Annotated in this window: 30 protein-coding genes; 14 read left to right on the top strand and 16 right to left on the bottom strand. The window is 65.1% G+C overall.

Annotation, left to right across the window (positions count from 1 at the left end):
- Position 1: 1 nt before the first annotated feature.
- The 3 genes from ACO2Q9_RS18680 to ACO2Q9_RS18670 form a co-directional block, all read right to left on the bottom strand.
- Positions 2-721, bottom strand: coding sequence for a Crp/Fnr family transcriptional regulator (locus tag ACO2Q9_RS18680; protein ID WP_423313536.1), 720 nt, complete (start codon positions 719-721; stop codon positions 2-4).
- A gap of 114 nt (positions 722-835) precedes the next feature.
- On the bottom strand, positions 836-1,615 hold the full coding sequence (locus ACO2Q9_RS18675) for an oxepin-CoA hydrolase, alternative type (protein ID WP_423313535.1): 780 nt from the start codon (positions 1,613-1,615) through the stop codon (positions 836-838).
- 38 nt (positions 1,616-1,653) lie between these two features.
- On the bottom strand, positions 1,654-3,174 hold the full coding sequence (locus ACO2Q9_RS18670) for a 3-hydroxyacyl-CoA dehydrogenase (protein ID WP_423313533.1): 1,521 nt from the start codon (positions 3,172-3,174) through the stop codon (positions 1,654-1,656).
- 83 nt (positions 3,175-3,257) lie between these two features.
- Here ACO2Q9_RS18670 and ACO2Q9_RS18665 point away from each other — a divergent pair, with 83 nt between their 5' ends.
- Positions 3,258-5,468: a hypothetical protein gene (locus ACO2Q9_RS18665; protein ID WP_423313531.1), complete on the top strand. Its 2,211-nt coding sequence runs from the start codon at positions 3,258-3,260 to the stop codon at positions 5,466-5,468.
- Between the two features lie 41 nt (positions 5,469-5,509).
- Here the strand turns inward: ACO2Q9_RS18665 and ACO2Q9_RS18660 are convergent, their stop codons facing one another.
- Positions 5,510-6,517, bottom strand: coding sequence for a D-2-hydroxyacid dehydrogenase family protein (locus ACO2Q9_RS18660; protein WP_423313529.1), 1,008 nt, complete (start codon positions 6,515-6,517; stop codon positions 5,510-5,512).
- Between the two features lie 134 nt (positions 6,518-6,651).
- Here ACO2Q9_RS18660 and ACO2Q9_RS18655 point away from each other — a divergent pair, with 134 nt between their 5' ends.
- Positions 6,652-7,170, top strand: a complete 519-nt coding sequence (locus ACO2Q9_RS18655; protein WP_423313527.1) for a DUF1993 domain-containing protein — start codon at positions 6,652-6,654, stop codon at positions 7,168-7,170.
- A 30-nt stretch (positions 7,171-7,200) separates the two neighbouring features.
- Here the strand turns inward: ACO2Q9_RS18655 and ACO2Q9_RS18650 are convergent, their stop codons facing one another.
- A complete protein-coding gene (locus ACO2Q9_RS18650) occupies positions 7,201-7,557 on the bottom strand; it encodes a hypothetical protein (RefSeq protein WP_423313525.1) in 357 nt (118 codons plus the stop codon).
- A gap of 121 nt (positions 7,558-7,678) precedes the next feature.
- Complete coding sequence (gene lexA, locus ACO2Q9_RS18645; RefSeq protein ID WP_423313523.1) at positions 7,679-8,353, bottom strand: transcriptional repressor LexA; 675 nt, start codon at positions 8,351-8,353, stop codon at positions 7,679-7,681.
- A gap of 99 nt (positions 8,354-8,452) precedes the next feature.
- Here lexA and ACO2Q9_RS18640 point away from each other — a divergent pair, with 99 nt between their 5' ends.
- The 3 genes from ACO2Q9_RS18640 to ACO2Q9_RS18630 are packed head-to-tail and all read left to right on the top strand — an operon-like array spanning position 8,453 to position 10,328.
- Positions 8,453-9,400, top strand: a complete 948-nt coding sequence (locus ACO2Q9_RS18640; protein ID WP_423313522.1) for an asparaginase — start codon at positions 8,453-8,455, stop codon at positions 9,398-9,400.
- Between the two features lie 17 nt (positions 9,401-9,417).
- Positions 9,418-9,825: a hypothetical protein gene (locus tag ACO2Q9_RS18635; protein WP_423313520.1), complete on the top strand. Its 408-nt coding sequence runs from the start codon at positions 9,418-9,420 to the stop codon at positions 9,823-9,825.
- Positions 9,826-9,848: 23 nt separating this feature from the next.
- On the top strand, positions 9,849-10,328 hold the full coding sequence (locus tag ACO2Q9_RS18630; protein WP_423313782.1) for a DUF6152 family protein: 480 nt from the start codon (positions 9,849-9,851) through the stop codon (positions 10,326-10,328).
- 37 nt (positions 10,329-10,365) lie between these two features.
- Here ACO2Q9_RS18630 and adk read toward each other — a convergent pair whose 3' ends face one another.
- From adk to ACO2Q9_RS18595, 7 genes are all read right to left on the bottom strand, one after another.
- Entirely contained in the window at positions 10,366-11,022 is a 657-nt protein-coding gene (gene adk, locus ACO2Q9_RS18625) for an adenylate kinase (protein ID WP_423313518.1), read from the bottom strand.
- A gap of 175 nt (positions 11,023-11,197) precedes the next feature.
- A complete protein-coding gene (gene kdsB, locus ACO2Q9_RS18620; RefSeq protein WP_423313516.1) occupies positions 11,198-11,959 on the bottom strand; it encodes a 3-deoxy-manno-octulosonate cytidylyltransferase in 762 nt (253 codons plus the stop codon).
- Positions 11,956-12,138 (bottom strand): Trm112 family protein, encoded by a 183-nt coding sequence (locus ACO2Q9_RS18615; RefSeq protein WP_423313514.1) that lies wholly within the window; start codon positions 12,136-12,138, stop codon positions 11,956-11,958. Before ACO2Q9_RS18615 ends, kdsB begins: the two co-directional genes overlap by 4 nt.
- Positions 12,119-13,102: a tetraacyldisaccharide 4'-kinase gene (lpxK, locus tag ACO2Q9_RS18610; protein WP_423313513.1), complete on the bottom strand. Its 984-nt coding sequence runs from the start codon at positions 13,100-13,102 to the stop codon at positions 12,119-12,121. The genes ACO2Q9_RS18615 and lpxK overlap by 20 nt, the downstream gene beginning before the upstream one ends.
- Before the next feature lie 6 nt (positions 13,103-13,108).
- A complete protein-coding gene (locus ACO2Q9_RS18605) occupies positions 13,109-13,534 on the bottom strand; it encodes an ExbD/TolR family protein (protein WP_423313511.1) in 426 nt (141 codons plus the stop codon).
- A gap of 11 nt (positions 13,535-13,545) precedes the next feature.
- Positions 13,546-14,175 (bottom strand): MotA/TolQ/ExbB proton channel family protein, encoded by a 630-nt coding sequence (locus tag ACO2Q9_RS18600; protein WP_423313510.1) that lies wholly within the window; start codon positions 14,173-14,175, stop codon positions 13,546-13,548.
- 140 nt (positions 14,176-14,315) lie between these two features.
- Positions 14,316-14,489 (bottom strand): hypothetical protein, encoded by a 174-nt coding sequence (locus ACO2Q9_RS18595; RefSeq protein WP_423313507.1) that lies wholly within the window; start codon positions 14,487-14,489, stop codon positions 14,316-14,318.
- Positions 14,490-14,545: 56 nt separating this feature from the next.
- Here ACO2Q9_RS18595 and xseA point away from each other — a divergent pair, with 56 nt between their 5' ends.
- Together xseA and ACO2Q9_RS18585 are read left to right on the top strand one after the other, a co-directional pair.
- Positions 14,546-15,847, top strand: a complete 1,302-nt coding sequence (xseA, locus tag ACO2Q9_RS18590; protein WP_423313505.1) for an exodeoxyribonuclease VII large subunit — start codon at positions 14,546-14,548, stop codon at positions 15,845-15,847.
- A gap of 48 nt (positions 15,848-15,895) precedes the next feature.
- The gene (locus tag ACO2Q9_RS18585; RefSeq protein WP_423313504.1) at positions 15,896-16,477 is read left to right on the top strand and encodes a superoxide dismutase; all 582 of its coding nucleotides are present in this window, start codon (positions 15,896-15,898) and stop codon (positions 16,475-16,477) included.
- A 76-nt stretch (positions 16,478-16,553) separates the two neighbouring features.
- Here the strand turns inward: ACO2Q9_RS18585 and ACO2Q9_RS18580 are convergent, their stop codons facing one another.
- Together ACO2Q9_RS18580 and ACO2Q9_RS18575 are read right to left on the bottom strand one after the other, a co-directional pair.
- The gene (locus ACO2Q9_RS18580; RefSeq protein ID WP_423313502.1) at positions 16,554-17,036 is read right to left on the bottom strand and encodes a DUF192 domain-containing protein; all 483 of its coding nucleotides are present in this window, start codon (positions 17,034-17,036) and stop codon (positions 16,554-16,556) included.
- Positions 17,037-17,108: 72 nt separating this feature from the next.
- The gene (locus ACO2Q9_RS18575) at positions 17,109-17,375 is read right to left on the bottom strand and encodes a hypothetical protein (RefSeq protein WP_423313500.1); all 267 of its coding nucleotides are present in this window, start codon (positions 17,373-17,375) and stop codon (positions 17,109-17,111) included.
- Between the two features lie 186 nt (positions 17,376-17,561).
- Here ACO2Q9_RS18575 and icd point away from each other — a divergent pair, with 186 nt between their 5' ends.
- From icd to ACO2Q9_RS18540, 7 genes are all read left to right on the top strand, one after another.
- Positions 17,562-18,818 carry an NADP-dependent isocitrate dehydrogenase gene (gene icd / locus ACO2Q9_RS18570; RefSeq protein ID WP_423313498.1) on the top strand — a complete coding sequence of 419 codons (1,257 nt, stop codon included), beginning with the start codon at positions 17,562-17,564 and terminating at the stop codon, positions 18,816-18,818.
- Between the two features lie 105 nt (positions 18,819-18,923).
- Entirely contained in the window at positions 18,924-21,158 is a 2,235-nt protein-coding gene (locus ACO2Q9_RS18565) for an NADP-dependent isocitrate dehydrogenase (protein ID WP_423313496.1), read from the top strand.
- 155 nt (positions 21,159-21,313) lie between these two features.
- Positions 21,314-21,889 carry an RNA polymerase sigma factor gene (locus ACO2Q9_RS18560; RefSeq protein ID WP_423313495.1) on the top strand — a complete coding sequence of 192 codons (576 nt, stop codon included), beginning with the start codon at positions 21,314-21,316 and terminating at the stop codon, positions 21,887-21,889.
- Positions 21,886-22,371 (top strand): hypothetical protein, encoded by a 486-nt coding sequence (locus ACO2Q9_RS18555; protein ID WP_423313493.1) that lies wholly within the window; start codon positions 21,886-21,888, stop codon positions 22,369-22,371. The genes ACO2Q9_RS18560 and ACO2Q9_RS18555 overlap by 4 nt, the downstream gene beginning before the upstream one ends.
- Positions 22,371-22,895: a periplasmic heavy metal sensor gene (locus ACO2Q9_RS18550; protein ID WP_423313492.1), complete on the top strand. Its 525-nt coding sequence runs from the start codon at positions 22,371-22,373 to the stop codon at positions 22,893-22,895. Before ACO2Q9_RS18555 ends, ACO2Q9_RS18550 begins: the two co-directional genes overlap by 1 nt.
- Positions 22,896-22,928: 33 nt before the next feature.
- Positions 22,929-24,380 carry a DUF1800 domain-containing protein gene (locus tag ACO2Q9_RS18545; RefSeq protein ID WP_423313490.1) on the top strand — a complete coding sequence of 484 codons (1,452 nt, stop codon included), beginning with the start codon at positions 22,929-22,931 and terminating at the stop codon, positions 24,378-24,380.
- Between the two features lie 2 nt (positions 24,381-24,382).
- A complete protein-coding gene (locus tag ACO2Q9_RS18540; RefSeq protein WP_423313488.1) occupies positions 24,383-25,543 on the top strand; it encodes a DUF1501 domain-containing protein in 1,161 nt (386 codons plus the stop codon).
- A gap of 14 nt (positions 25,544-25,557) precedes the next feature.
- Here the strand turns inward: ACO2Q9_RS18540 and ACO2Q9_RS18535 are convergent, their stop codons facing one another.
- Entirely contained in the window at positions 25,558-25,830 is a 273-nt protein-coding gene (locus ACO2Q9_RS18535; protein WP_423313486.1) for a cold-shock protein, read from the bottom strand.
- Positions 25,831-25,834 lie beyond the last annotated feature (4 nt).

The raw sequence follows: 25,834 nt of genomic DNA, 5'->3' as shown, positions 1-25,834 counted from the left end.
CTTACGCGTCCGTCTCGGCGATGCGCAGCAGCGCTTCGCGGTTGCGTACCACCAGCCCGCCCGGCTCGATGCGGATGATGTCCTCGCGCTCCATGGACTTGAGTTCCTGGTTCACGCGCTGGCGTGACGCGCCCAGCAGTTGCGCCAGTTCTTCCTGTGCCAGTTGCAGGCCGATGCGCAGCTCGCGCCCGTCGCCCAGGCTCGGCACGCCGTAGCTGCGCACCAGATGCAGCAACTGCTTGGCCAGCCGCGCGCGCAAGGGCAGGGTGTTGAGGTCTTCCACCAGCCCGAACAGCTGGCGGATGCGGCGTGCATGAAGACGCAGCATGGCTTCGTACAGCTCGACGTGCTGGCTGAGGATCTTGCGGAAATCCGCCTTGGCCACGCAGACGATCGTCGTGTCGCCGTGCGCATAGGCGTCGTGCGTGCGCCGGTCGCCGTCGAAGATGGCCACGTCGCCGAACCAGATGCCCGGCTCGACATAGGTCAGCGTGATCTGCTTGCCCGAGATCGACGTGGAGCTCACGCGAACCGCGCCGCGCGCGCACGCGATCCAGTCTTCGGGCGCATCGCCGCGCGCTGCGATCAGGTCGCCGTCCTTGTAGCGTCGGACATAGGTGCATCGGAGGATGTCGTGCCGCAGCGATGGTGAAAGTGAAGAAAACCAGCGACCGTTGTTGATCGCCTCTCGTTCTTCGATGGTAAGAATCGGCTCGTCCATGGGCTGTCTTGTGAGTGACTGCGAATGGGGCCATTGTCGCGTGCGGGACGCGTGGCACGGCTCAGGGTTGTCACCTGAGCGTCTTCGATTCCAGCGGCCGCTGGATTTGTGGAACTACTCGTACTGCGGCTGGCGCTTGTCCAGGAACGCCTGGATGCCGATGCCGCCGTTGACGTGGTGCAGGTTGCGCACGAAATGATCGCGCTCGGCGGCCAGCTGCGCGGTGAGCGTGCGGTGCGGTGCCTCGTTCACCAGCTCCTTGATGCTCGCCAGCACGTTGGGTGCGCGCAGGTTGAGGCCGTGTGCCAGCGACAGTGCCTCGGTCAACGCATCACCCGGTTCGCTCAGGCGGTTGATGAGTCCGGCCTGGTGCAGGCGTTGCGCGGTGAGGCGCTCACCGCACATCAGCAGTTCGTTCACCAGCTGGCGTGGCAGGCTGCGCGAGAGGGTCCAGCTGCCACCGCCGTCGGGCGACAGGCCGACGTTGCTGTAGGCCATGACGAACACCGCGTTGCTGGCTGCCACGATGAAGTCGCACGCGAGCGCGAGCGAGAAGCCCGCACCGGCGGCCGCGCCTTCCACTGCTGCGACGATGGGGCGCGGGAACGTGCGCACCGCTTCGATCCAGTTGTGCAGGCCTTCGATGCTTTGCGCCTGCACTTCGGGCTGCTGCTGGCGGTTGGTCTGCAGGCGCTGCAGGTTGCCGCCGGCGCTGAAGGTCATGCCTTCGCCGGTGATCACCACGCTGCGGATGTCGGGGTTGTTCTCCGCGACGCTCAATGCCTCCACGCCGGCGGCGTAGATCTCCGGGCCGAGCGCGTTGCGGTGCTCGGGGTTGTGGATCGTGAGGACCATGGTCTGGCCCTGCGTGGTGCTCTTGAGTTCGGCGGACATGGTTCTCGTGTCTTTCGGTGCAATGGGTCGGCGCGGTGTCAGGCTTCTTCGTGCAACAGGCTCAGGCCGATGGCGCCGCGACGGCGCAGCCACGGGCTCGGGCGGTAGCGCGGGTCGCCATACACCGTCTGCATGTTGAACAGCACTTCGAGGATGCTTGCCGGCCCCCAGCGGTTGCCCATGGCCAGAGGTCCGAGCGGATAGCCCAGGCCCAGCGTGACGGCAGTTTCCAGGTCGGCTGGCGTGCAGATGCGCTGCTGGCAGATGTCAGCCGCGATGTTCACGATGGTTGCCACCACGCGCTGCGTCACGAAGCCGCCGCTGTCGCGGATGACGCTCACCGGCTTGCCGTCGCGTGCAAAGAGGGCGTGCGCCGCGTCGCGCATGTCCACCCGCGTGGCCGGATTGGTGGCCAGCACACGGCGTTTGGTGCTGGCGTCTTCCACCAGCAGGTCGATGCCCACGGTGCGGGCCGGGTCCAGGCGCTCCACGACCGCCACCGTCGTCACGTCGAAGCCCAAGGGCGCGACGAGAGTCAATGCGTTGGGGGAGGGCGCGGACTGCGTTTCGATGGTTGCGCCCAGATCCTTGAGCAGTTGCAGAAGTTCGGCGCGGCGTGCGGCGCGTGACGACACCCAGACCGGCGGCATTTCATTCACTTGCGGCACTGCGGGTTCAGGCGCAACCTGGGCAGCACCGTCCACGTAGCGGTAGAAGCCTTCGTTGGTCTTGCGGCCCAGCACCCCGCCAGCCAGACGCTGCGCGGTGATCACGCTCGGCCGGTACCGCGGCTCGTCGTAGTACTGCTGGTAGATGGACTCCATCACCGGGTGCGAGACATCCAGCGCCGTCAGGTCCATGAGTTCGAAGGGGCCGAGCTTGAAGCCGACCTGGTCTTTCAGGATGCGGTCGATGGTTGCGAAATCGGCCACGCCTTCGCCCACGATGCGCAGCGCTTCGGTGCCGTAGCCACGGCCTGCATGGTTCACGATGAATCCGGGCGTGTCTGCGGCCTGCACGGGCGTGTGGCCCATCTGGCGGGCGTAGGCGGCAAGATCTTCACAGACGCGGGCTTCGGTCTTGAGCCCGGCAATCACCTCGACCACCTTCATGAGCGGCACGGGGTTGAAGAAGTGGTAGCCCGCCAGTCGGCCGGGGTGTTCGAGACCTGCCGCGATCGCTGTCACCGACAGCGAGGACGTGTTGGTTGCCAGCACCGTGGATGCGGGCACGATGGCCTCGAGCTGCGAGAAGAGGGATTTCTTGATGTCCAGCCGCTCGACGATGGCCTCGACAACGAGCTGGCAGGCGGAAAGCGCTTCGAGCGAGCTGCTGACCTGGAGACGCGATGAAAGTGATGCAACGTCGTCCTGCGAGAGACGGCCCTTTTCCTGGAGACGGGCCCACTGGGCAATGATGAGATCGCGGGCCTTGGCGGCTGCGTCGGGCTGGGTATCGAAGAGATGGACCGTGCTTCCGGCCTGGGCCGCGATCTGCGCGATACCCCGACCCATGGCCCCGGTCCCCACGAGGCCAACATCCATATAAATAGTGGTCATCTGAGGATTATTGCTTACCGATTACTGTTTCAAGGTGTGTCACAATGCCCCGAACTCGGCCTGCTATGGACGCGCGATTGACTGTGGACTTCAAAAAAACGGTATTAGGGGGTGTGCTGCTGGCAACCGCCGTGAGCAGTTCGGCCCTGTCCATCGGCAGGGTCCGGGGCGCAGCATGGGTCGGTCAGCCGCTGGACGTGACCGTCCCGGTTCGGCTCGAAGCCGGTGAAGACGGCTCGTCGCTGTGCTTTGACGCCGACGTGTTCCATTCCGACGTGCGCATTGAACCGCGCAACGTCCGCATCGTCACCGAATCCGCACCCGGCACGGCTGAAGGACGCGAGATTTCCGTGCGCGTCCGTTCCAGCGTGGTGGTCGACGAACCCGTCGTAACTGTCTATCTGAAGGTGGGTTGCGACCAGAAGGTCACGCGCCGTCTGGTCTTGCTGGCTGAACTGCCGACCGAGACTTCGTCCGCCATCGCCGCGGCGCCGCTGCCGACGCTGCCTGTGCCAGCGATCGTGGCACCGGCCCCCGCGCCCGGCCTGCCGGCGCCGCCAGTGGCTGCGCCGAGGCCCGCACCGGCACCCGCGCCCCGTCTGGCCGACGCCTCGCCTCCCGTGGCACCGGCGCCCCGGCCGCAGCGACCGCGTCCGGCTCCTGCGCCAGCAGCACCGGCCGCGCCCGCCGCATCGTCCGACCAGCCGAAGGTGGCTCGTCCCGCTGCGCCCGCGCCCAAAGCTGCGCCCGCCCCGGCGCCGCGTGCGCGCCTGCAGCTGGATCCGGCCGAGGCCCCGCCCGAGCGAGATGGCAATCTGCGCAGTGCGACCCAGTTGTCCGGCGTGCCGGAAGAAAACGAGCAGAAGCGTGCCGAAGCCGCCGCCCTGTGGCGCTCGATCAATGCCCAGCCCGAAGACGTGCTGCGCGATTCGCAGCGCATGCAGGAAATGGAAACGACGCTCAATGCGATCCGTTCCCAGATGGCGCAGAACCAGGCGAACATCAATGAATTGAAGTCGCAACTGGAAAAGGCGCAAAGCGAGCGCTACGCGAACAACCTCGTGTACGTGCTGGTCGCGCTGCTGCTGGCTGCACTGGCTGCTGCCGCGTTCTTCTGGAACCGTGGGCGCCGTGGTGGCGCCGCCCGCAACGCCGACTGGTGGCGCGATGTGGACATGCGCAGCCCGGCCACCGTGCAGGTTCCGCCACTGACGCAGGACGAAGGCCAGGCGACCGTGCAGATCCATGCACCGATGCCGCCCCCGCCGGCTCGCCCGGCGAAAACACGCCCGCCAGCCCCGGCCGAGCTCGATCTCGATCTGGGCATCGACGTCCAGGAAAGCGGCGATTCGGTCAGTGCGCCGCTGTCCAGGGCCTCCTATGCGGCGTCGCAGCTTCCGCGCCGCCTGCACACGGACTTCCACTCCAGCTTCGGCGGCAGCGGCCGCTCGGTGAACACCGAGGAACTGTTCGACATCCACCAGCAGGTCGACTTCTTCCTGTCGCTGGGACAGCACGATCAGGCCGTGGGCGTGCTGATGGGCCACATCCGCGACAACCCGGAGACCAGCGCTCTCGCCTATCTGGACCTGTTCAAGATCTACCACCAGCAGGCCAAGCGCGCGGAGTACGACCAGTTGCGCGAGGAATTCCACAGTGTCTTCAACGCCGACGTGCCTGAATTCGACGCGTTCAACGAAGAAAGCCAGGGGCTCGAAGGCTATCCGGAGACGCTGGCCCGCATCGTCGAGCTCTGGGGCAACCCGGACGTCGTGACGCTGGTGGAGGAGCTGATCTTCCGTCGCCCCAACGCCGAAAGCGGCGACTCCTTCGATCTCGAGGCCTATCAGGAACTGCTTCTGCTGTTCGCGGTGGCGCTCGAAGTTTCCGATGATGACAGTGCCGGCTTCGTCGTGTCCGGCCCGGACTCGGCATTCGCCGTCATGTCCAATGCGGCGCTCACCGTGCCGCCTTCGCTGGATGACGAAGAGCTCGTACGCCTGAAGAGCCGGGGTGTCGAAAACCCCCGCGAAGCCACGGTTTCGCTGCCCCCGTTGCCCGAGGTGCCGCCGCCCGACCAGCCCCTGGGCGTTGACATCGACCTCGTGTTGTCTGACAGCATGGTGGCGCCGCTGGAATCGCTGCCCAAGCCGAGGCCTCCTGCCGGGCAACCGCCGTCCAACAGCACCGATGCCAAGTCTGACGACAACAGCATCGACTTCGAACTGTTCGATCCGTCCGCGCCGTCCGCGCTGTCGCCTTCCACGGCCGACAAGGACAAGCCCAAGGGCTGATTGCGCAGGGCGATGGCGCTTGCGCGCCATCGCCGCCCGGGTCAACGGCGCACTTGCAGTGCGCCCGGGTTCACGATGTTGGTCGGCCGGCCTTCGATGAAGTTCACCACGTTGTCGAACGCCTGGCCGAAGTACATCTCGTAGCTGTCCTGTTCCACATAGCCGATGTGCGGCGTGCAGATGCAGTTCTCCAGTCTCAGCAGGGCATGACCCTGCAAGGTCGGTTCGCTCTCGAAGACGTCGATGGCCGCCATGCCCGGCCGGCCGCGGTTGAGCGCGGCGATCAATGCATCCTGCTCGATGAGTTCGGCACGCGATGTGTTGATCAGCAGGGAGGTCGGCTTCATGCGCGACAGGTCATCCAGCGTCACGATGCCGCGCGTTGCATCGTTCAGGCGCAGATGCAGGGAAATCACGTCGCATGCCATGAAGAACGATTCGCGGTCGGGCGCGACGAAGTGGCCGTCGGCCTGGGCCTTCTCCAGCGATGCGTCGCGACCCCACACGACCACCTGCATGCCGAAGGCGCGGCCATAGCCGGCGATCAGCTGGCCGATCTTTCCGTAGCCCCAGATTCCCAGTGTCTTGCCCTTGAGCACGGATCCGATGCCGAAGTTGGGTGGCATGGATGCGGACTTCAAACCGGATTGCTGCCAGGCACCATGCTTGAGGTTGCTGATGTACTGGGGCAAGCGGCGCATGGCCGCCATCAGGAGTGCCCAGGTCAGCTCGGCCGGCGCGACAGGTGAGCCGGAACCTTCAGCGACGGCGATGCCGCGTTCCGTGCAGGCGGCCACGTCGATGTGCGGGCCGGAGCGTCCGGTTTGCGAGATCAGTTTCAGGCGCGGCAGCTTTTCGATCAACTGGCGGCTGAGCTGCGTGCGCTCGCGGATCAGCACGATCACGTCGGCATCTTTCAGGCGTACCGACAGCTGGCCGATGCCCTTGACGGTGTTGGTGTAGACCTTGGCGGAGTAAGGCTCCAGTTTCGCCGCGCATGCGAGTTTGCGCACCGCGTCCTGATAGTCATCGAGGATCACAACGTTCATCCCGCCATTGTGCCTCGGGCGTCCGCTGGCCTTGAAGGCAGGCGCTTGCCAGACGATGGGAGCTTCCTGCAAAAGCCTCAGGCAATCGGTAGCATCACGGCTTTGCGACAACCGTCGCCCCTCAGGAGACTTACTTGACCATTTCGATGCACTCGGCCAGCGTGCCCATCTTCACCACCATGCTGGGCAACCTTTCGCACTTCATCGACAAGGCCACGGCCGACGCGCAGGCGCGCAAGTACGACACCAACGTCCTTGCGAACAGCCGCCTCGCACCGGACATGCTGCCCTTCACCCGGCAGGTGCTCATCGCCTGTGATGCGGCGAAGCTGTGCGTGGCGCGTATCGGAGGCATTGAGGCGCCGAAGTTCGAAGACACGGAAACCACGTTGCCGGAACTCAAGGCACGCATCCAGAAGACGCTGGATTTCCTGGCCACCGTGCAAGCGGCGCAACTGGATGGAACCGAAGCGCGGGACATCACGTTCGCCGTGGGCCGGGACCGCACCCGCACCATGACGGGCGAGGCGTACCTCAAGCATTGGGCCTTGCCCAACTTCTTCTTCCATGTCACGACGGCCTACGCCATCCTGCGTCACAACGGCGTGCCGCTGGGCAAGACGGATTATCTGGCGGGCAATACCGCCTCATAACGCGCCTGATTCACGCTGCCTGGCCCGATCTCAGTGCCGGGTGGATTGTGAGGCGGCTTCGATCGCTGCGAGGCGATCGAGTTCGGCGCAGACATCGGCCATGCGCCCGCTGATGACCATGCGGCCTGCGCAGGCACGCTGGGTTTGCGGCTCGACGACGCGCACCACACGCAACGGGCGGGACTTGATGACTGCCTGGCGTTGGCATGATGGCGCAGATACGGAAGCCTCTTGCGCAGCCGGCACACGCATGCGGGCGGACTGCGTGCGTGTCGATGGCAGGCGCGGCGCATGCGCGCGACCCGCAGCCCCTTGACCGGATACCGGCGCGAAGAAAGCCTGCAGCGGCGCAAAGAGACTGGAGAGGGTGAAAAGAGCGATTCCCATGTGAACTCCTGACGGCAGAGATTGAACACAGGCAGGATTGGAAACACAGGGCCGGGCAACAGGGTGATGGCTCCGCGCCATACGCCCGCCACCTGTTGCCGGGCCACGAATCTGGAGATGCCTACATCAGCATCGTGTTGCGGATGAGGCCCACGGCAAGGCCTTCGATCTCGAACGGTTCACCCGGCTCGACCACGATGGTCTGGTAGTCGGGATTCTCGGCATGCAGCTCGATCAGGTGCTTGTTGCGCTTGAAGCGCTTGACCGTGACTTCGTCACCCAGTCGTGCCACGACGATCTGCCCGTTCTTGGCTTCGCGTGTGGACTGCACGGCCAGCAGGTCACCGTCCATGATGCCGGCGTCGCGCATGGACATGCCGCGCACCTTGAGCAGGTAATCTGGCTTGCGCTGGAACAGGCTGCTTTCGACGTAATACGTCTGGTCCACATGTTCCTGCGCGAGAATGGGCGAGCCGGCGGCAACCCGCCCCACCAGAGGCAGGGCGAGTTGGGCCAGGCTTGGCAACGGCAGGGAGAACTGTTTGACCCGGGATTCGTTGATGGAGCGAAGCGTTTCGCTGCGCAGGCGGATGCCGCGCGAGGTGCCGCTGACGAGTTCGATCACGCCCTTGCGGGCGAGCGCCTGCAGGTGCTCTTCCGCTGCATTGGCCGACCGGAAGCCGAGTTCGGTCGCGATTTCGGCGCGGGTAGGTGGTGCACCGGTGCGCGCAATGGCACTCTGGATCAATTCCAGAATCTGTTGCTGACGGGCGGTGAGTTTGGGGCTCTCGATCATGGTGACTCCTTGCGGGCCTCTGCACCATGGCGCAGAAGGGTTTACTGTCGGAACATCCAGTAACTGTATTTTTAACCAGTTTTTGAAAGTTTGCAAGTCATGGGCAAGAAGATCGTCATCCTCGGCACAGGCGGCACCATCGCTGGCACGGCGAAATCGTCGGGCGATCACACGGGTTACACGGCGGCGCAGATCGGCGTCGATCAACTGGTGCAGGCGATCCCGTCCCTTGCCGGTATCGACCTTGTCACGGAACAGGTCGCGCAGCTGGACAGCAAGGACATGGGCTTCGAGGTGTGGCAGCGGCTGGCGCAGCGCACGGCGCACTGGCTTGCTGATGGCAACGTGCAGGGCATCGTCATCACCCATGGCACGGACACGGTGGAAGAGACCGCGTACTTCCTGCAGGCTGTGCTGCAGCCAGCCAAGCCGGTCGTGCTGACCTGTGCCATGCGGCCGGCGACCGCGCTCGCGCCCGACGGCCCGCAGAACGTGGTGGACTCGGTCACCGTGGCGCAGACGCCTGGCGCGCGTGGTGTCACGCTGGTTTGCGCCGGTGTGGTCCACGATGCAAGGGCAGTGCAGAAGGTGCACACCTACCGGCTCGATGCTTTCGTCTCGGGCGATGACGGCCCTGTCGGTTACGTCGAGCAGGGGGCGGTACGGTGCGTGCGCGACTGGCCGGCGGTCGAGTCGCCGAAAGCGGCGTTGCTCGACCAGCCTGCATCTTCATGGCCTCGCGTCGACGTGCTGCTCAACTACGCCGGTGCGGATGGCCGGCTGGTGCGTCTGCTGCGCCAGGACGGGGTGCAAGGCATCGTGGTGGCGGGTACCGGCAACGGCACGCTGCACCACGACCTGGAAGCTGCCTTGCATGATGCGGTGGAGGCGGGCATCCATGTCGTGCGTGCCACGCGTTGCGCCTTCGGGCGCGTGTTCGGCAGTGCCGGGCGGGAATTGCCGGATTCGCAAGGGCTTTCACCGGTGAAGGCGCGCGTGGCACTGATGCTGGCGCTGGGCGAGGCGGCGCGGCCTGCAGCGCGCTGACGGCAGGAGCCTCCGCCATGTTGTCGTCGGCCTGGGCTTATCCGGCACTCGAAGTCGTTCATCTGGTCGGCGTGGCCCTGGTACTGGGCAATCTGGTGCTTCTGGAGTTGCGCATCTTCGGCTTGGGCGCTGCCTTGCCGTTGCCAGCGTTGGGCAGGCTGAGTCTTTCGCTGGTCGGCACGGGCTTCGGCCTGGCGCTCCTGTCGGGCCTGGCCATGTTCGCCACGCAGCCTGCGGAACTTCTGGCCAATCGCGCATTCACGATCAAGATGTTGCTACTGGTACTCGCGGCGGGCAATGCAGCGTGGTTCCATGGGCGTGGATCGCTTGCCCGGCCCGACGGTCTGGCGCGCGTGCAGATGCTGTGTTCCAGCGTGATCTGGGTGGCTGTCATCACCTGCGGTCGCTGGATCGCCTATGTTTAGCCTGGAAAGGAGTCTTTTCAATGATGAACCGACGTCAACTCGTTCAAGGCATGGCCTCGCTGGGGACCGGCTCGATGCTGATGCCTGCGATGGCGCATCACGGCTGGAGCAGCTTCGACCAGGACCGGCCGATCTATCTCCAGGGCCGTGTGACCCGAGTGCAGTGGCGCAATCCGCATGCGGAGCTGGTCATCGAGGTGCCGGCCAATCTGGCGCTGCCCGCCGACCTGGCCCAGCGGGCGCTGCCTGCACAGAGCGCGCCCGTGGATGGCAAGGCATTGCTGGCAAAGACGGTGCTCCCGACGCGCAAGGACCGATCCTGGGAAGTGGAGTTGGCGCCGCTCACGCGGATGGAAGCGTGGAAGGTCGCCCCCATTGCCGTGGGCGCGCAGGTTTCGCTGGTGGGGTTCACCTTCGCGCAGGAAAAGGGTGACGCGATCGTGCGCGTCGAGTACCTGTTCGTCGGTGACAGGGCCTACGGCCTGAGGTCGAGCCCGGCTTGAGATATTCCGGCCTGGGATATCCGGCCGGCCGGGTCGTTCAGCGGGACAGGGCGGCGAGCGCGCGAGCGGTGATTTCGTCCACCGACCCCATGCCGCTGATGGCGCTGTACTTCGGTGCGCCGGCCGGGTCGGCCTTGGCCCAGCTCGAGTAGTAGTCCACCAGCGGGCGCGTCTGGGCGCTGTAAACGTCCAGTCGCTTGCGCACGGTTTCTTCCTTGTCGTCCTCGCGCTGGATCAGCGCTTCGCCGGTTTCGTCGTCCTTGCCTTCCACCTTCGGTGGGTTGAACTTGACGTGGTAGATGCGGCCGCTGGCCGGATGCGAGCGGCGGCCGCTCATGCGTTCGATGATGGCGTCGAACGGCACGTCGATCTCCAGCACGTGGTCGAGCTTCACGCCAGCGGCTTTCATCGCATCGGCTTGGGGAATCGTGCGGGGGAAACCGTCGAACAGGAAGCCGTTGGCGCAATCGGGCTGGGCAATGCGCTCCTTCACGAGGTTGATGATGAGGTCATCGCTCACCAGGCCGCCGGACTTCATCACCGCGTCTGCCTGCAGACCCAGCGGCGTGCCGGCCTTGACGGCGGCGCGCAGCATGTCGCCAGTGGAAATTTGCGGAATGCCGAACTTCTTGCAGATGAACGCCGCTTGCGTGCCCTTGCCCGCGCCGGGCGCGCCCAACAGGATGAGTCTCATGGTTGTCCTCGGATCGTAGAAATCAGTGGCAATGCTGGCGCGGGCTGCCCGTTCGTGACGGGGTATCTTCCGGCTTTGCGGTGACGGGTGCGCCGCATTGCTTCGTTGCGCCAAAGGATAGCATGCAAGGCCTTCGCGCCCGCTTACGCGGGGCCTGTTCTGCCCCGGAAAATGCCTAAAGCATGCTGAAAACGCGTCGCACGCGCTCCAGGTCCGCCGGGGTATCCACGCCCGGTCCTGGTGCTTCGGGACTCACATGAACTGCGATGCGATGCCCATGCCAGAGCACGCGCAGTTGTTCCAGCGCTTCGGTGACCTCCAGCGGCGACTGGGCCATCGCAGGAAATTGCCGGAGGAAGCCGGCCCGATAGCCGTAGATGCCGATATGCCGCAACGGCGCCGGCTCCGGAAGCCGGGTCCCGATGCCGCCGGAAAAGCCGTCACGCCACCAGGCGATGGGGGCGCGGCTGAAATACAGTGCAAGTTGCTGGGCATCCAGCACCACCTTCACGACGTTCGGGTTGGCGAACTCGGTGCTGGAGTCGAGCGCGTGCGCCGCCGTGCTCATGGCGGCCTGTGGCCGGTCGAGCAGCATCTGCGCAACGGCGTCGATGAGGCTCGGGGCAATGAGCGGCTCGTCGCCTTGCACGTTGACCACGCGGTCGTCCCCGTCCAGCCCGAGCTGGGCACAGGCCTCGGCAAGCCGGTCACTGCCGGAAGGGTGGTCGGCGCGGGTCAGGATGGCACGCACGCCGTGCGCTGAGCAGGCTTCCATGATCTGCGGGCTATCGGCCGCAACGATGACCTGCGAGGCGGACGACTCGAGCGCGCGTTGCGCAACACGCACGATCATCGGCAGTCCGGCGATGTCGGCCAGGGGTTTGTCCGGCAACCGGGTCGAGGCCAGGCGCGCAGGGATCAGCACGGTGAAGCTCACTGCTCCAGTTCCTCGTCGGTGAGCGTGCGGGCTTCGTTCTCCAGCAGGATGGGAATTCCGTCGCGCACCGGGTAGGCGAGCCGCGCGCTGCGCGAGACGAGTTCCTCGCGCTCGCGGTCGTACTTCAGCGGGCCCTTGGTGACCGGGCAGACCAGCAACTCAAGCAGTTTGGTGTCCATGCAGGGATGATAGCCGTGCATCCAGCGCGTGCCAGAACGCTTCGTCAACGGTGACCTCCAGCACAACGGCGAGTACCCGGGGATGGGCCGGCCAGATCTTGACGGCGTCTTTCTCCGTGCAGATCACGGTCCCTTCTGGCGGCTGCCAGCCGGAGAAGTCGTGGTGGTCATCCAGCGCCACCGTGTGCGATGCATGGATGCCGCGCGCAGCCAGCATGTCGAAGAAGGCCTGCGGTTGCGCGATGCCGGCGACGGCGGTCACGGGCTGGCCTGCGAGCGCGGAGAGGTCGGTCGTGTTGCCGTCAGCGTCGGCCGCGTGGCCGGCCAGTTGCCGCTTCAGTATGAAAGCATTGGGCGCGTCGACAGTGCCTGTGTGCAAGATGAAATCGACTGGTCTGGGCCACGGCTCGCGAAGCAGACCGGCCGGCAGCAGGAATCCGTTGCCGACGCCGCGCGCGTCGAACACGCAGATCTCGATGTCGCGTGACAGCGCCAGATGCTGGAGCCCGTCGTCGCTCACGATGACCGCCACTGCCGGGTGCCTTGCCAGCAGATGTTGCGCGGCTTCGGCCCGTCGCCGCCCCACCACCAGTGGAGCGCCAGTGGCGCGGTGGACGAGCAGGGGCTCATCGCCGACTTCGCTGGCCAGGCTGTCTGCGTGCACTTCGATCAAGTCCTGTCGCGTATCCCGCCGTCCGTAGCCCCGCGAGACGATGCCCACCGGTATGCCGCGTGCCTGCAGATGGCGCACCAGCGCAATTGTCACCGGCGTCTTTCCCGCGCCGCCCGCCACCACATTGCCGACGACGATGACGGGCACCGGCAGCGTGGTCGCGCGAAGGATGCCCGTGCGATACGCCGCGCGTCTCGTCGCAGCGAGAAGCCCGAAGAGCAGGGACAGGGGCCACAGCAGCCAGGCCAGCAGCCCCCGATGCAACCAGGCCCGCTGCAACGCTTGGCGCATGAATCCTTACTTGCCGCTGGTCGCGGACGACTGCGTGGCGAAGGTGATCTGGTTCAGACCCGCCCGGCGCGCCGCTTCCATCACAGTCACGACCGACTGGTGGGCAGCGGTAGCGTCGGCGCTGATGATGACCGTCGTGTCCTTGCCGGCCGTGGCGGCCAGGGCCAGTGCGGCGGCCACCGCATCGACATTGCGGCCGTTGACCACGGTCTTGTTGATCGAGTAGCGCCCGTCCGCGCCGACCGCGACGATGACTTCCTTGGGGTAGTCACGTTGCGCGTCAGCGTCGGCGACCGGCAGCTTGAGCTGCAGTTCCGTGAACTTGCTGTATGTGGTGGACAGCATCAGGAAAATCAGGATGACCAGCAGCACGTCGATGAACGGGATCAGGTTGATCTCCGGCTCTTCCTTGGCGCGGGGACGGAAGTTCATGGCAGGCGGCCTTACTTGCGCAACGAATTCAGGTGGCGGGCAAAGCGGTCGCCAGCCAGTTCGAGAGAGAGCAGGTACTCGTCCACCCGCGAACGGAAGTAGCGCCAGAAAATGAGTGCCGGTATGGCCACGATGAGGCCGAATGCGGTGTTGTACAGCGCGATGGAAATGCCGTGCGCCAGTTGCGCCGGGTTGCCACCGCCGCTGCTGCCGGTGGGGGCTTGCGAGCCGAAGATTTCGATCATCCCGATGACGGTGCCCAGCAGACCGAGCAGCGGCGCGGCGGATGCGATGGTGCCCAGCGCCGCAAGGTAGCGCTCGAGGCGGTGGGCCACGGCGCGGCCGGTGTTTTCCATGCTGGCGCGCAGTTCTTCCTCGCTGCAACGCGGGTTGGAGTTCAGCGTGCGGAAGCCGCTGGCGAGAACTTCACCCAGGGCCGAGTTCTGTTCGAGCTTCATCACCACATCGGCAGCAGGCACGCCCGCGCGTGAAACGCCGATGGCTTCATCGAGCAGCCGCGGTGGAGCGATCTTGGCGGTCTTGAGACTGACGAATCGTTCGATGATGAGGGCCAGGGCCACGATGGAGCAGGCAATCAAGGGCCAGATGGGCCAGCCTGCGGCTTGTATGATCGAAAACAAAGAACCCCCTTCGCCAAACGTACTGCTGCAGTTTCCGGTGTCGGAACCGGAGTTCCGGCGCGTTGCGCGCGGTGAGATTATGGCCTGAAGCCGTGACGCTTTTGAATGCTTCGCACACACGTGAGCCTGACCGGTCGCTGTCAGACTTGACCCACAAAAATTGTGGATAACTTTGTGAGCAACCTTGTGCCCAGCATGCTGCAAGCCGCATCAGCCAACACTTGTGACACATCGATGACATTTTGAGCAGAAAAAAATCCAATGAAATCAATGGCTTGCTTCGTAAATTCGTCATGTGGACGTGGTTTTGTCATGAATTGCCGCACCGCGCGGTCTTCTGTGGAGTAATCGCACCCCGGATGCCGCGCCAATGCTGACACCCCGTTCCGAAAACCCAGCAACGACGCCACGAATCTGGCAAGTTGGCGCGCTATGCCGCGCCGTTGCTGACGCGCTGGACGCCAGATTCAACCCGGTGAGCGTGCAGGGCGAGATCACCGGTTTCTCGCGTGCGGCCAGTGGCCATTGCTACTTTTCCCTCAAAGACGAATCGGGTCAGCTGCGTTGCGCGATGTTCCGCCGCGCGGCGAGCCTCATGGATGTTTCGCCGCGTGACGGCGAACTCGTCCAGGTGCGAGGGCGGCTGGCGGTGTACGAACCCCGCGGCGACCTGCAACTCATCGTGGAATCCATGAGCCGGGCCGGGCAGGGTGCGCTGTTCGAGCAGTTCCTGCGATTGAAGGCAAAACTCGATGAAGAAGGCCTGTTCGACGCGGCGCGCAAGCGACCCGTGCCGCTGGCACCCCGTTGCATCGGGATCGTCACCTCGCTGGGGGCGGCTGCGCTGCACGACGTCGTGACCGCCTTGCGTCGCCGGGCGCCGCATGTGCAGGTGGTCATCTCGCCCGCCCAAGTACAGGGGGCTGCAGCGCCTGCCGAATTGGTCCGCGCGCTGGGCAACCTGTATTCGCGCGTCGAGGCGGGCGGTCCGGGTGCCCCCGATGTCATCCTGCTCGTGCGCGGCGGCGGCTCCATCGAAGACCTCTGGGCGTTCAACGACGAACAGGTGGCGCGCGCGATCGTCCGCAGCCCGGTGCCGCTGATTTCAGGCGTGGGCCATGAAACGGACTTCACCATCGCCGACTTCTGCGCCGACCTCCGTGCGCCCACGCCGACTGCCGCGGCCGAACTCGCGGCGCAGCCGCGCGACGTGTGGCTGGGCGCGGTCGCCCTGATGGCGCAGCGCTTGTCGGACGCGACAGGGCGGGTGCTTGATGCGCAGGCCCAGCGGCTCGATCAGGCGACACGGCGGCTGGGCCGCCCCTCTTCGCTCATGGCCCGCGAACGCCTCCAGCTCACACACCGCGCCCAGCGCCTGCGCTACGGCGTTCTTGCGCAACTGGGCAACAAGCGCAACGCACTGCAACGCATGGAGCCTGCGTTGCCGGTTGCGCTGCACGATGCCGTGAGGCGCGCTGACGACAGGTTGTCACGGGCCCGTATCAAACTCGAACTGCTCGACCCGGCGCTGGTGTTGCGTCGTGGTTATGCGTGGCTGACCGACGAAACCGGCCACCCGCTGACCAGCGCAGGCCAGTTCCAGCCGGGCGGGCACGTGACCGCAACCCTCTCCGATGGCGAGGTTGCTTTGACCGTGCGCAAGCAGGACTGAACAAACTTCCTACAATCGATCCGTTTTACACACCACGAGGAAAAGACCATGGAACACACCCTTCCGCCGCTGCCGTACCCCATCGATTCGCTGGCACCTCACTACTCCAAGGAGACGCTCGAGTACCACCACGGCAAGCACCACAACGCTTACGTCGTGAACCTCAACAACCTGCAGAAGGGCACCGAGTTCGAGAGCATGACCCTCGAGGAAATCATCAAGAAGTCCTCCGGCGGCATCTACAACAACTCCGCACAGATCTGGAACCACACCTTCTTCTGGAACTGCATGAAGCCCGCCGGCGGCGGCGAGCCCACCGGCGCACTGGCCGAGGCCATCACCAAGAAATGGGGCAGCTATGCCGCCTTCAAGGAAGCATTCACCAAGTCGGCCGTGGGCAACTTCGGTTCCGGCTGGACCTGGCTCGTGAAGAAGCCGGACGGCAGCGTGGACATCGTCAATACCGGCGCAGCCGGCACGCCGCTGACCACCGACGACAAGGCGCTGCTGACGGTCGACGTGTGGGAACACGCTTACTACATCGACTACCGCAACCTCCGTCCGAAGTTCGTCGAGACCTTCCTGGACAAGCTGGTCAACTGGGAATTCGCCGCGAAGAATTTCGCCTGATTCTCCCGCCGCACGTCTGTGCAGCAACAAAAAAGCCGGCATGCGCCGGCTTTTTTGTTGGCAGCTGCGAGCGTCTTCAGCGGCGCGCAGCGAAGATGGGTCCGCCGAGTTTGAACCCGGCCTTCAGGCCTTTCCGTTCGAACCAGCCCTTGTTCATCTCGAGCACGTAGCGCACCGGCTTTTCCGAGCAGTGCGAGTCCAGGCTCTGGGGTTTCATGTCGACGAGATTGACGATGGTGCCGTCGTCGGCAATGAAGGCGGCAGTGAGGGGAATGAGCGTGTTCTTCATCCAGAAGCATTGCTGCGACGGTTGTTCGAACACGAAGAGCATGCCTTCGTTCGGGGGCATGTCCTTGCGATGCATCAGGCCGGTCATGCGCTGGTCGTTCGTTTGCGCGACCTGCGCGTCGATCAGGTGCATGCCGGCGGTGAGTCGGGTGCGCTGCAGGTTCATCTGCGGCGAGCCTTCGGTTGTTGCCTGGCTTTGCGCGAAGGAAATGCCTGCAGGCAGCGCTAGTGCCAAGCCTGCGGCAAGGATGAGACGTTGAAGAAGTTTCATGAGAAATGCCCGCGATGTGCGGGCATTCTGGCGAAATCCGGAGACTGACTGGAAAGTCAGGCCTTCAGGCGATCAAGCCTTGGGGGCTTCCTTCTTGTGGGCCTTTTTGGCGACCTTGGCTTTGGTCTTCTTTGCCTTCTTGTCGCCCTTCATGGCGGGCTTGTCTTCTTTCATGGCCGGGGCTGCGGCGACAGGCGTTGTGGCCGCAGGAGCAGCGGCAGGCGCCGCAGCAGCCGCGGGGGCTGCGGGCGCCACGGGCTTGGCGGCGGGGGCCGGTGCCTGTGCGAAAGCGGAGGCAGCGAACACGGTGGTGAGAATGGTGGCGAGCAGTCTGGTCATTTCCGATTTCCTTTGTAATGCCTGGGTTATGGAGATCGCTTTGTGCAGTTCATGCGAAAGCCCTTGCACAACGAGGCCGCAGACAGCGGCGTTGACAAGGTGAAACCCTGACATCCGAAATGCTGGCCTGAGGTGCTGCCGCTAGAATCAGCGCTGTTTTTGCTTGCTCACTGGAGACGTTCGTCCATGGCTTACCAGCACATCAAGGTGCCCGCCCAAGGTCAGAAGATCACTGTCAACGCGGACAATTCGCTGAACGTCCCTGACGAACCCATCATCCCCTACATCGAAGGCGACGGCGTTGGCATCGATGTCACACCGGTGATGATGAAGGTGGTCGATGCTGCGGTGGAGAAATCCTATGGCGGCAGGCGCCGCATCCAGTGGATGGAAGTTTTTGCCGGCGAGAAATCCACCCGCATTTACGGTGATGACGTCTGGCTGCCCGAAGAAACCGTGCAGGCGGCGAAGGACTACGTGGTCTCCATCAAGGGCCCGCTCACCACGCCGGTGGGTGGCGGCCGCCGGTCGCTCAACGTCACGTTGCGCCAGGAACTCGACCTGTATGTGTGCCTGCGTCCCGTGCAGTATTTCAAGGGCGTGCCGTCGCCCCTGATCGAGCCGGACAAGACCAACATGGTCATCTTCCGCGAGAACTCCGAAGACATCTACGCCGGCATCGAATACGAAGCCGGCAGCGAGAAGGCGAAGAAGCTCATCAAGTTCCTGATGGAAGAGCTGGGCTCCAACAAGATCCGCTTCCCCGCGACGTCGGCCATGGGCATCAAGCCGGTGTCCGTCGAAGGCACCGAGCGTCTCGTGCGCAAGGCCATCCAGTACGCCATCGACCACAACCGCCCGAGCGTGACCATCGTCCACAAGGGCAACATCATGAAGTTCACCGAGGGTGGATTCCGTGACTGGGCTTACGCCCTGGCGGCAAGGGAATTCGGTGCGGAGTCGATCGATGGGCTGACTTGGATGCGCGTCAAGAACCCGAACACGGGCAAGGACATCATCATCAAGGACAGCATCGCCGATGCCTTCCTGCAGCAGATCCTCATGCGTCCGGCCGAGTACAGCGTGGTCGCGACACTCAACCTGAACGGTGACTACATCTCCGACGCCGTCGCCGCGCAGGTGGGCGGCATGGGCATCGCGCCCGGCGCCAACATGTCGGACACCGTCGCCATGTTCGAGGCCACGCACGGCACGGCACCCAAGTACGCCGGGATGGACTACGTGAACCCGTGCTCGAGCATCCTGTCGGCCGAAATGATGCTGCGGCACATGGGCTGGAAGGAAGCGGCGGACCTGATCCTCCGCTCGCTCGAACTGGCCATCCAGTCGAAGAAGGTCACCTACGACTTCGCCCGCCTGATGGACGGTGCCACGCAAGTCAGTTGCTCCGGGTTCGGTCAGGTGATGGTCGACAACATGTGATCGACATACCATCATGTGATACGCCTCACCGCTATGCAACAATCGGGGGTTTCGCGCGCATGCGCACAGTTTCCGGTTTTCAAGAACGCGTCTTCAGGAGATTCCATGAGCACCCAGCAGCCCACCATCATCTACACACTGACAGACGAGGCGCCGTTGCTGGCCACGCGCTCGTTCCTGCCGATCATCCGCACCTTCATCGAGCCCGCTGGCGTGAAGGTCGAGACCAGCGACATCTCCGTTGCCGGCCGTATCCTGGGTAATTTCCCCGAAGCCCTCACCGAGCAGCAACGCGTGCCCGACACGTTGTCCGAACTCGGCAAGCTGACGCTCAAGCCCGAAGCCAACATCATCAAGCTGCCCAACATCAGCGCTTCGCAGAACCAGCTGGTGGGCGCCATCCGCGAGCTGCAGGGCAAGGGCTACAAGATCCCCGACTTTCCGGAGAATCCCCAGACGGATGAAGAGAAGGCGATCCGCGCGCGTTACAGCAAGACTTTGGGCTCGGCGGTGAACCCCGTGCTGCGCGAAGGCAACTCCGACCGCCGCGCTCCCAAGGCCGTGAAGGAATACGCACGCAAGAACCCGCACAGCATGGCTGAATGGAGCCCCGCGTCACGCACGCACGTCTCGCACATGTTCCATGGCGACTTCTATCATGGCGAGAAGTCGATGACGCTGGACAAGGCGCGCGACGTCCGCATGGAACTGGTCGGCAAGTCCGGCAAGACCACGGTGCTCAAGCCCAAGGTATCGCTGCTGGCCGGCGAGATCATCGACTCGATGTTCATGAGCAAGAAGGCGCTGCTGGCGTTCTACGAACAGCAGATTCAGGATGCCTATGACACCGGCGTGATGTTCTCGCTGCACGTGAAGGCCACGATGATGAAGGTGTCCCACCCCATCGTGTTCGGCCACTGCGTGCGCATGTTCTACAAGGAAGCCTTCGAGAAGCACGGCAAGCTGTTCGACGAACTGGGCGTGAACGTGAACAACGGCATGGCCAACCTCTACGACAAGATTTCCACGCTGCCGCAGAGCCAGCAGGACGAGATCAAGCGCGACCTGCATGCCTGCCACGAGAAGCGCCCCGCGCTGGCCATGGTCGATTCGGCCAAGGGCATCACCAACTTCCATTCGCCGAATGACGTGATCGTGGACGCATCCATGCCCGCGATGATCCGCAACGGCGGCAAGATGTACGGTGCCGACGGCCGGCTGAAGGAAGTGAAGGCCGTCATTCCCGAGTCCACCTTCGCCCGCATCTACCAGGAGATCATCAACTTCTGCAAGTGGCACGGCGCGTTCGACCCCAAGACCATGGGTACGGTGCCCAACGTCGGCCTGATGGCACAGCAGGCCGAGGAATACGGTTCGCACGACAAGACCTTCGAAGTCCCGGAAGACGGCGTCGCCAACATCGTGGACATCGCCACCGGCGAAGTGCTGCTGTCGCAGAACGTCGAGGCCGGAGACATCTGGCGCATGTGCCAGGTGAAGGACGCCGCCATCCGCGACTGGGTGAAGCTCGCCGTCACACGCGCCCGCAACTCCGGCATGCCCGCCGTGTTCTGGCTGGACCCGTACCGCCCGCACGAACTGGAAGTCATCAAGAAGGTCGAGACCTACCTGAAGGAACACGACACCAAGGGTCTGGACATCAAGATCATGAGCCAGGTGCGCGCGATGCGCTACACGCTCGAGCGTGTCATCCGTGGGCTGGACACCATCAGCGTCACCGGCAACATCCTGCGCGACTACCTGACCGACCTGTTCCCCATCATGGAACTGGGCACCTCGGCCAAGATGCTGTCCATTGTCCCGCTGATGGCGGGCGGCGGCATGTACGAAACCGGTGCCGGCGGTTCCGCGCCCAAGCACGTGCAGCAGCTGGTCGAAGAAAACCACCTGCGCTGGGATTCGCTGGGCGAGTTCCTCGCACTGGCTGTCAGCCTGGAAGAGCTGGGCATCAAGACCGGCAACGCCAAGGCCAAGATCCTGGCCAAAACGCTGGACGCTGCCACCGGCAAGCTGCTGGACAACAACAAGAGCCCGTCGCCCAAGACCGGCCAGTTGGACAACCGCGGCAGCCAGTTCTATCTGGCGATGTACTGGGCGCAGGAACTGGCCGCCCAGAAGGAAGACAAGGAACTGGCCGACCGCTATGCGCCGCTGGCCAAAACCCTGGCCGAGAAGGAGCAAGCCATCGTCGCGGAACTGACCGAAATCCAGGGCAAGCCGGTGGACATCGGCGGCTACTACCAGCCCGACCTCGCCAAGCTGGACGCCGTGATGCGTCCCAGCAAGACCTTCAACGACGCGCTTGCTGGCGTTCGCTGAATCCTGACCCGGTCACCGCGATAGCGGCTTGCCGGTTCAAGTAGAAGGGCCTCGTCCGGTATCCGGGCGAGGCCCTTTACATTTCTTTGCGCCGACTTTCCCACTATCGTGGATGCTGGAGCGACGGATTTCCGTGGCTGGTGCGTTGAAGAGGCATGCCGCAGGCCGACCTGGACCCCGACATCGAACTGTTGCCACGCGTGGCGCGAGGCGAGGGCGCGGCCGTGCGCGAGATGGTGGCGCGCAAGCTGCCTCGGCTGCTGGCGCTGGCGCAACGCATGCTCGGTGACCGGGGCGAAGCGGAGGACGTCGCGCAAGAGGCCTTTGTGCGGATCTGGCAACACGCAGCGAAGTGGGAGGCCGGGCAGGCGCGCTTTGATACGTGGCTGCATCGCGTGGCACTGAACCTTTGCTACGACAGGTTGCGCGGCAGGCGCGAGCACCCGTCCGACGAGCTGCCGGAAACCGAAGATCCGGCGCCGTTGCCGGACGGCCGTCTCGAAGCGCGGCAGGCAAAAGCCCGCATGGACGCGGCGCTGGCGGCATTGCCATCGCGCCAGCGCGAGGCGCTGGTGCTGCAGTACTACCAGGACCTGTCCAACAACGACACGGCGGCGCTGATGGGCATCAGCGTGGAGGCGCTGGAAAGCCTTCTGGTGCGCGCCCGCCGGAATCTGCGCGCCCAGCTCCAGCCCGGCGCGCAACAGGGAACAACCAAGGAGCATGCATGACGCACCTTCAGGACATGACCGATGAACGCTTCCGCACTCTGGCGGATGCCTATGGCGGTGATCTCAATCGCTGGCCGCTGGCGGAGCAGGCGGGCGCACGCTGGCTGCTCGCACAAAGTCCTGCCGCGCTTTCGCAGGTGCTGGCCGACGCCGCCGGACTCGACGCATTGCTTGCGCAGCACGAGGTCGACATGCCGGCACTGGCGCTGCGGGAACGCATCGTCGCGGGTGCTCCTGCGCCTGGCGCGGGACGCAGCGACGCGAGGCAGAACGCGGGACAAGACACCGGCGCCTGGGGACGTGCCGTGCTGTGGTGGTCCGGCTTCGGCGCTGCCGGTGTCGGACTGGCCGGCGCGGTGGCCGGTGCGTTCGCGGTGTCGTTTGCGTTGTCGTCCGCGGCGCCACAGGCACTGGACGGCTGGATGGACGGCGCGTCCGCTTTCAGCGCCGGGCAAACCTCTTCGGATTGGGGAGATGAATGATGTCGACACGAATCAAATGGCTGCTGGCCGTCTCGCTGGTGCTCAATGTGTTCCTGGTGGGCGGCATTGCCGGCGGCATGTACCGCTGGTGGTCGGCAGGCCCACAGACGGCTGCCGTGCAGCGCAGTCTCAGGCTTGCAGCCGAAGCCCTGCCGGCCGAGCGGCGCGACACCTTCCGCGACACGCTGCGGAACGCGCGTCGCGACATCCAGCCCACGGTGCGCGAAGCGCGCGAGAGCCGGCGCGAACTCGTCCGCCTCCTCGCCGCCCCGCAGTTCGACAGGCCTGCGGTGGAAGCGGCGCTCGGCCGGGCCCGGCAGGCCGATGCGGTCATCCGTGCCCGGGTGGAGCGCGAGGTGGTCGAATTCGCATCCACGCTGCCTGAGGATGAGCGCAACAAGTTCGTGCAGGGGCTGGTCCAGCGTGGTCCGCTGAGGCAACTGGCGCAACCCGGCAATCCGGCCCAGCAACCCGGGGAAGGTCCAGGCGCTGCCACGCCCGCAACACCTGCATCCCGTCCCTGAACCGGCTGCCCTGAACCTGAAGGAGGACATTCCATGGCCATGAACCCCCAAGCCCGTCCTGCCATAGCGCTCAACCGCTTCGGTCTCGGCGCGCGGCCGGACGATGCACCGCCCGCTGACGCGGCGCGCCACCTGCTCGGCCAGATGGAGCGCTACGAGCCGCGCCCCACCGCCTGGACTGACATGCCCGTCACCGCGTCGGTGTTTGCCGGCAACCTGGAAGCGCGGCAGAACATGCGCGACCAGGACGAGCAGGCCCGCCGTGACGCACAGCAGGCCATGCGCCGCGACGCACGCGACGATTACCAGAAAGCCGTGCAGGCGCGCGTGCAGAGTGCGCTCGTCACGCCCACACCGTTCGTCGAGCGCCTCGTGCATTTCTGGTCCAACCACTTCGCCGTGTCCGTGGAGAAGGCGCTGGTGACCAACCTGGCCGGCCCGCTCGAACTCGAAGCCATCCGGCCGAACGTGCTGGGGCGCTTCGAAGACATGTTGATGGCCGTGGAGCGCCATCCGGCCATGCTGATCTATCTGGACCAGGCGCGTTCCATCGGGCCCGGCAGCCCGGCTGGTGTTCGCGCCAATGCCAACCCGGACCGCCAGCGCGGCCTCAACGAAAACCTCGCACGCGAGATCATGGAACTGCACACGCTGGGCGTGCGCAGTGGCTACACGCAGGCGGACGTCACCGAGTTCGCACGTGCGCTCACCGGCTGGAGCGTCGGCGGCCTGAACCTGCCGCAGCGTGCGCAGGCGATGGCGCCGGGAACGCGTCGCCCGCCGGCCCGTCGCGAGACGATGCCGCCACCACCGCCCGCCGCCCCGGGTTCGTTCGCGTTCTATCCCGCGTTCCATGAGCCGGGCTCCCGCACGGTGATGGGCCGTCGCTACGACGGTGCGGGTGAAGCCCAGGGCGTCGCGATCCTGCGCGACCTCGCTGCATCGCCTGCCACGGCGAAGCACATCGCCACCAAGCTCGCACGGCATTTCGTCGCGGATGCACCGCCGCCCGCGCTGGTCGACCGTCTTGCGGATGTTTTCCTGCGCACGCGTGGCGATCTGCCGTCGCTGTACCGCGCGCTCATCGAATCACCCGAAGCGTGGGACGATGCCGCCGTCAAGTTCAAGACGCCGTGGGAATGGACGCTGTCCTCGCTGCGTGCCATGGGCCGGCAGTCGATGCAGGGCATCCAGGTGGCGCAGATCCTCACGCAACTCGGCCAGCCAGTGTGGCGGCCGGGTTCTCCTGCTGGCTACGACGACATCGCAGCCAGCTGGGCCGCGCCGGACGCACTGGTGCGCCGCGTGGAGTTGGCACAACGCCTGGCGGCGCGCGCGGGCGACAGCATCGACCCGCGCGCCATCGCACCGAAAGTCCTGCCCGGCACGCTCAGCGATGTCACGCGCCAGGCCATCGCCCGCTCCGAAAGCGGCGCCACCGGCCTCGCGCTGCTGCTCGTGTCCCCCGATTTCCTGAGGAGATAACCATGCAAGCCACCACTGCTTTCAACCGCCGTCATTTCCTCGGCACCACGCTCGCCGGCAGTGCCTGGCTGGCGGCGCCGCACGTCGTCTTCGCGCAGGCGCAGACCGAGCAACGCTTCGTTTTCATCATCCAGCGCGGCGCAGCGGATGGCCTGAACACGGTGGTGCCCTATGCCGACCCCGCGTATGCACGCCTTCGCGGTGCGCTCGCCATCGACCCGGCGACGGCGCAGAAGCTGGACGGCAGCTTCGCATTGCATCCGTCGCTGGTGGAGGTCGGTAAGCTCTATACCTCGGGGCAGGCGCTGTTCGTTCACGCCGTCGCCTCGCCCTACCGCGACCGCTCCCATTTCGATGGCCAGAACGTGCTCGAAACCGGTGGCACTGCGCCGTACCAGCTCAAGGACGGCTGGATGAACCGGCTGCTGCCCCTGCTGCCTCGCCAGCGGCGCGAGGCCATTGCCTTTGCGCCGACGGTTCCCATGGCCTTGCGTGGCAATGTGGAGGTGTCTTCCTACGCGCCGTCTTCGCTGCCGCAGGCACCCGACGACCTGCTGCTGCGCGTGGAGCAGCTGTATGCGGGCGACACCCAATTGCACGGCCTGTGGACGGCTGCGATGGACGCACGCAACATGGCGGGCGATCCGGCGGGCAAGGCGCGGCAGGACCCTGCCGCCCTGGGCAAGATGGCTGCCAGCTTCCTGGCGCGCGCCGACGGTCCCCGCATCGCCATGGTGGAGACCGGCGGCTGGGACACGCACACCGCGCAGAACGCCAGGCTTGCCACGCAGCTCAAGGGGCTGGACGCGCTCATTGCATCCCTGCGCGACGGCATGGGCCCGGCATGGAACAGCACGACCGTGCTCGTTGCCACCGAATTCGGGCGCACGGCGGCGGCCAATGGCACCGGCGGCACGGACCATGGCACGGCATCGGCGGCCATGCTGATCGGCGGCAACGTGAAGGGCGGGCGTGTGCTGGCCGACTGGCCGGGACTCGCCTCGCTCCATGAAGGACGCGACCTGCGGCCCACGCTGGGGCTGGACTCGCTGATCGCCGGCAGTCTGGCCGAAAGCTTCCGGCTCGATGCCCGGCGTGTTTCGGCAAGCCTGTTCCCCGGCCTGCCGCAAGGGCGACCGCTGTCGGGGTTGTCGAGAAGCTGAAAAGGGCGGCGGCGTCAGCCGGCCGGAAGCGGCTCGGGTGGCGGTGTGGCCTGAGGCGGCTGCGCAACGCCACCCGAAGGCATGTTGTCAGCGTGGATATTCTGCGCGAGCTGACCCTTGGGCCCATCGACGACGTCGAACGTCACACGTGCTCCCTGCTTCAGCGTCTTGAAGCCATCCATTGCTATGGCCGAAAAATGCGCAAAGATATCGGGCCCACCCCCGTCGGGCTCGATGAACCCGAATCCTTTGGCATCGTTGAACCACTTCACCGTTCCATTTGCCATGTGG

This window comes from Variovorax sp. VNK109 (assembly GCF_049445855.1).
Classification (GTDB): domain Bacteria; phylum Pseudomonadota; class Gammaproteobacteria; order Burkholderiales; family Burkholderiaceae_C; genus JAGOCV01.
Note: the sequence above shows the minus strand (reverse complement) of the source record. Positions and strands in the feature narration are given on the sequence as shown.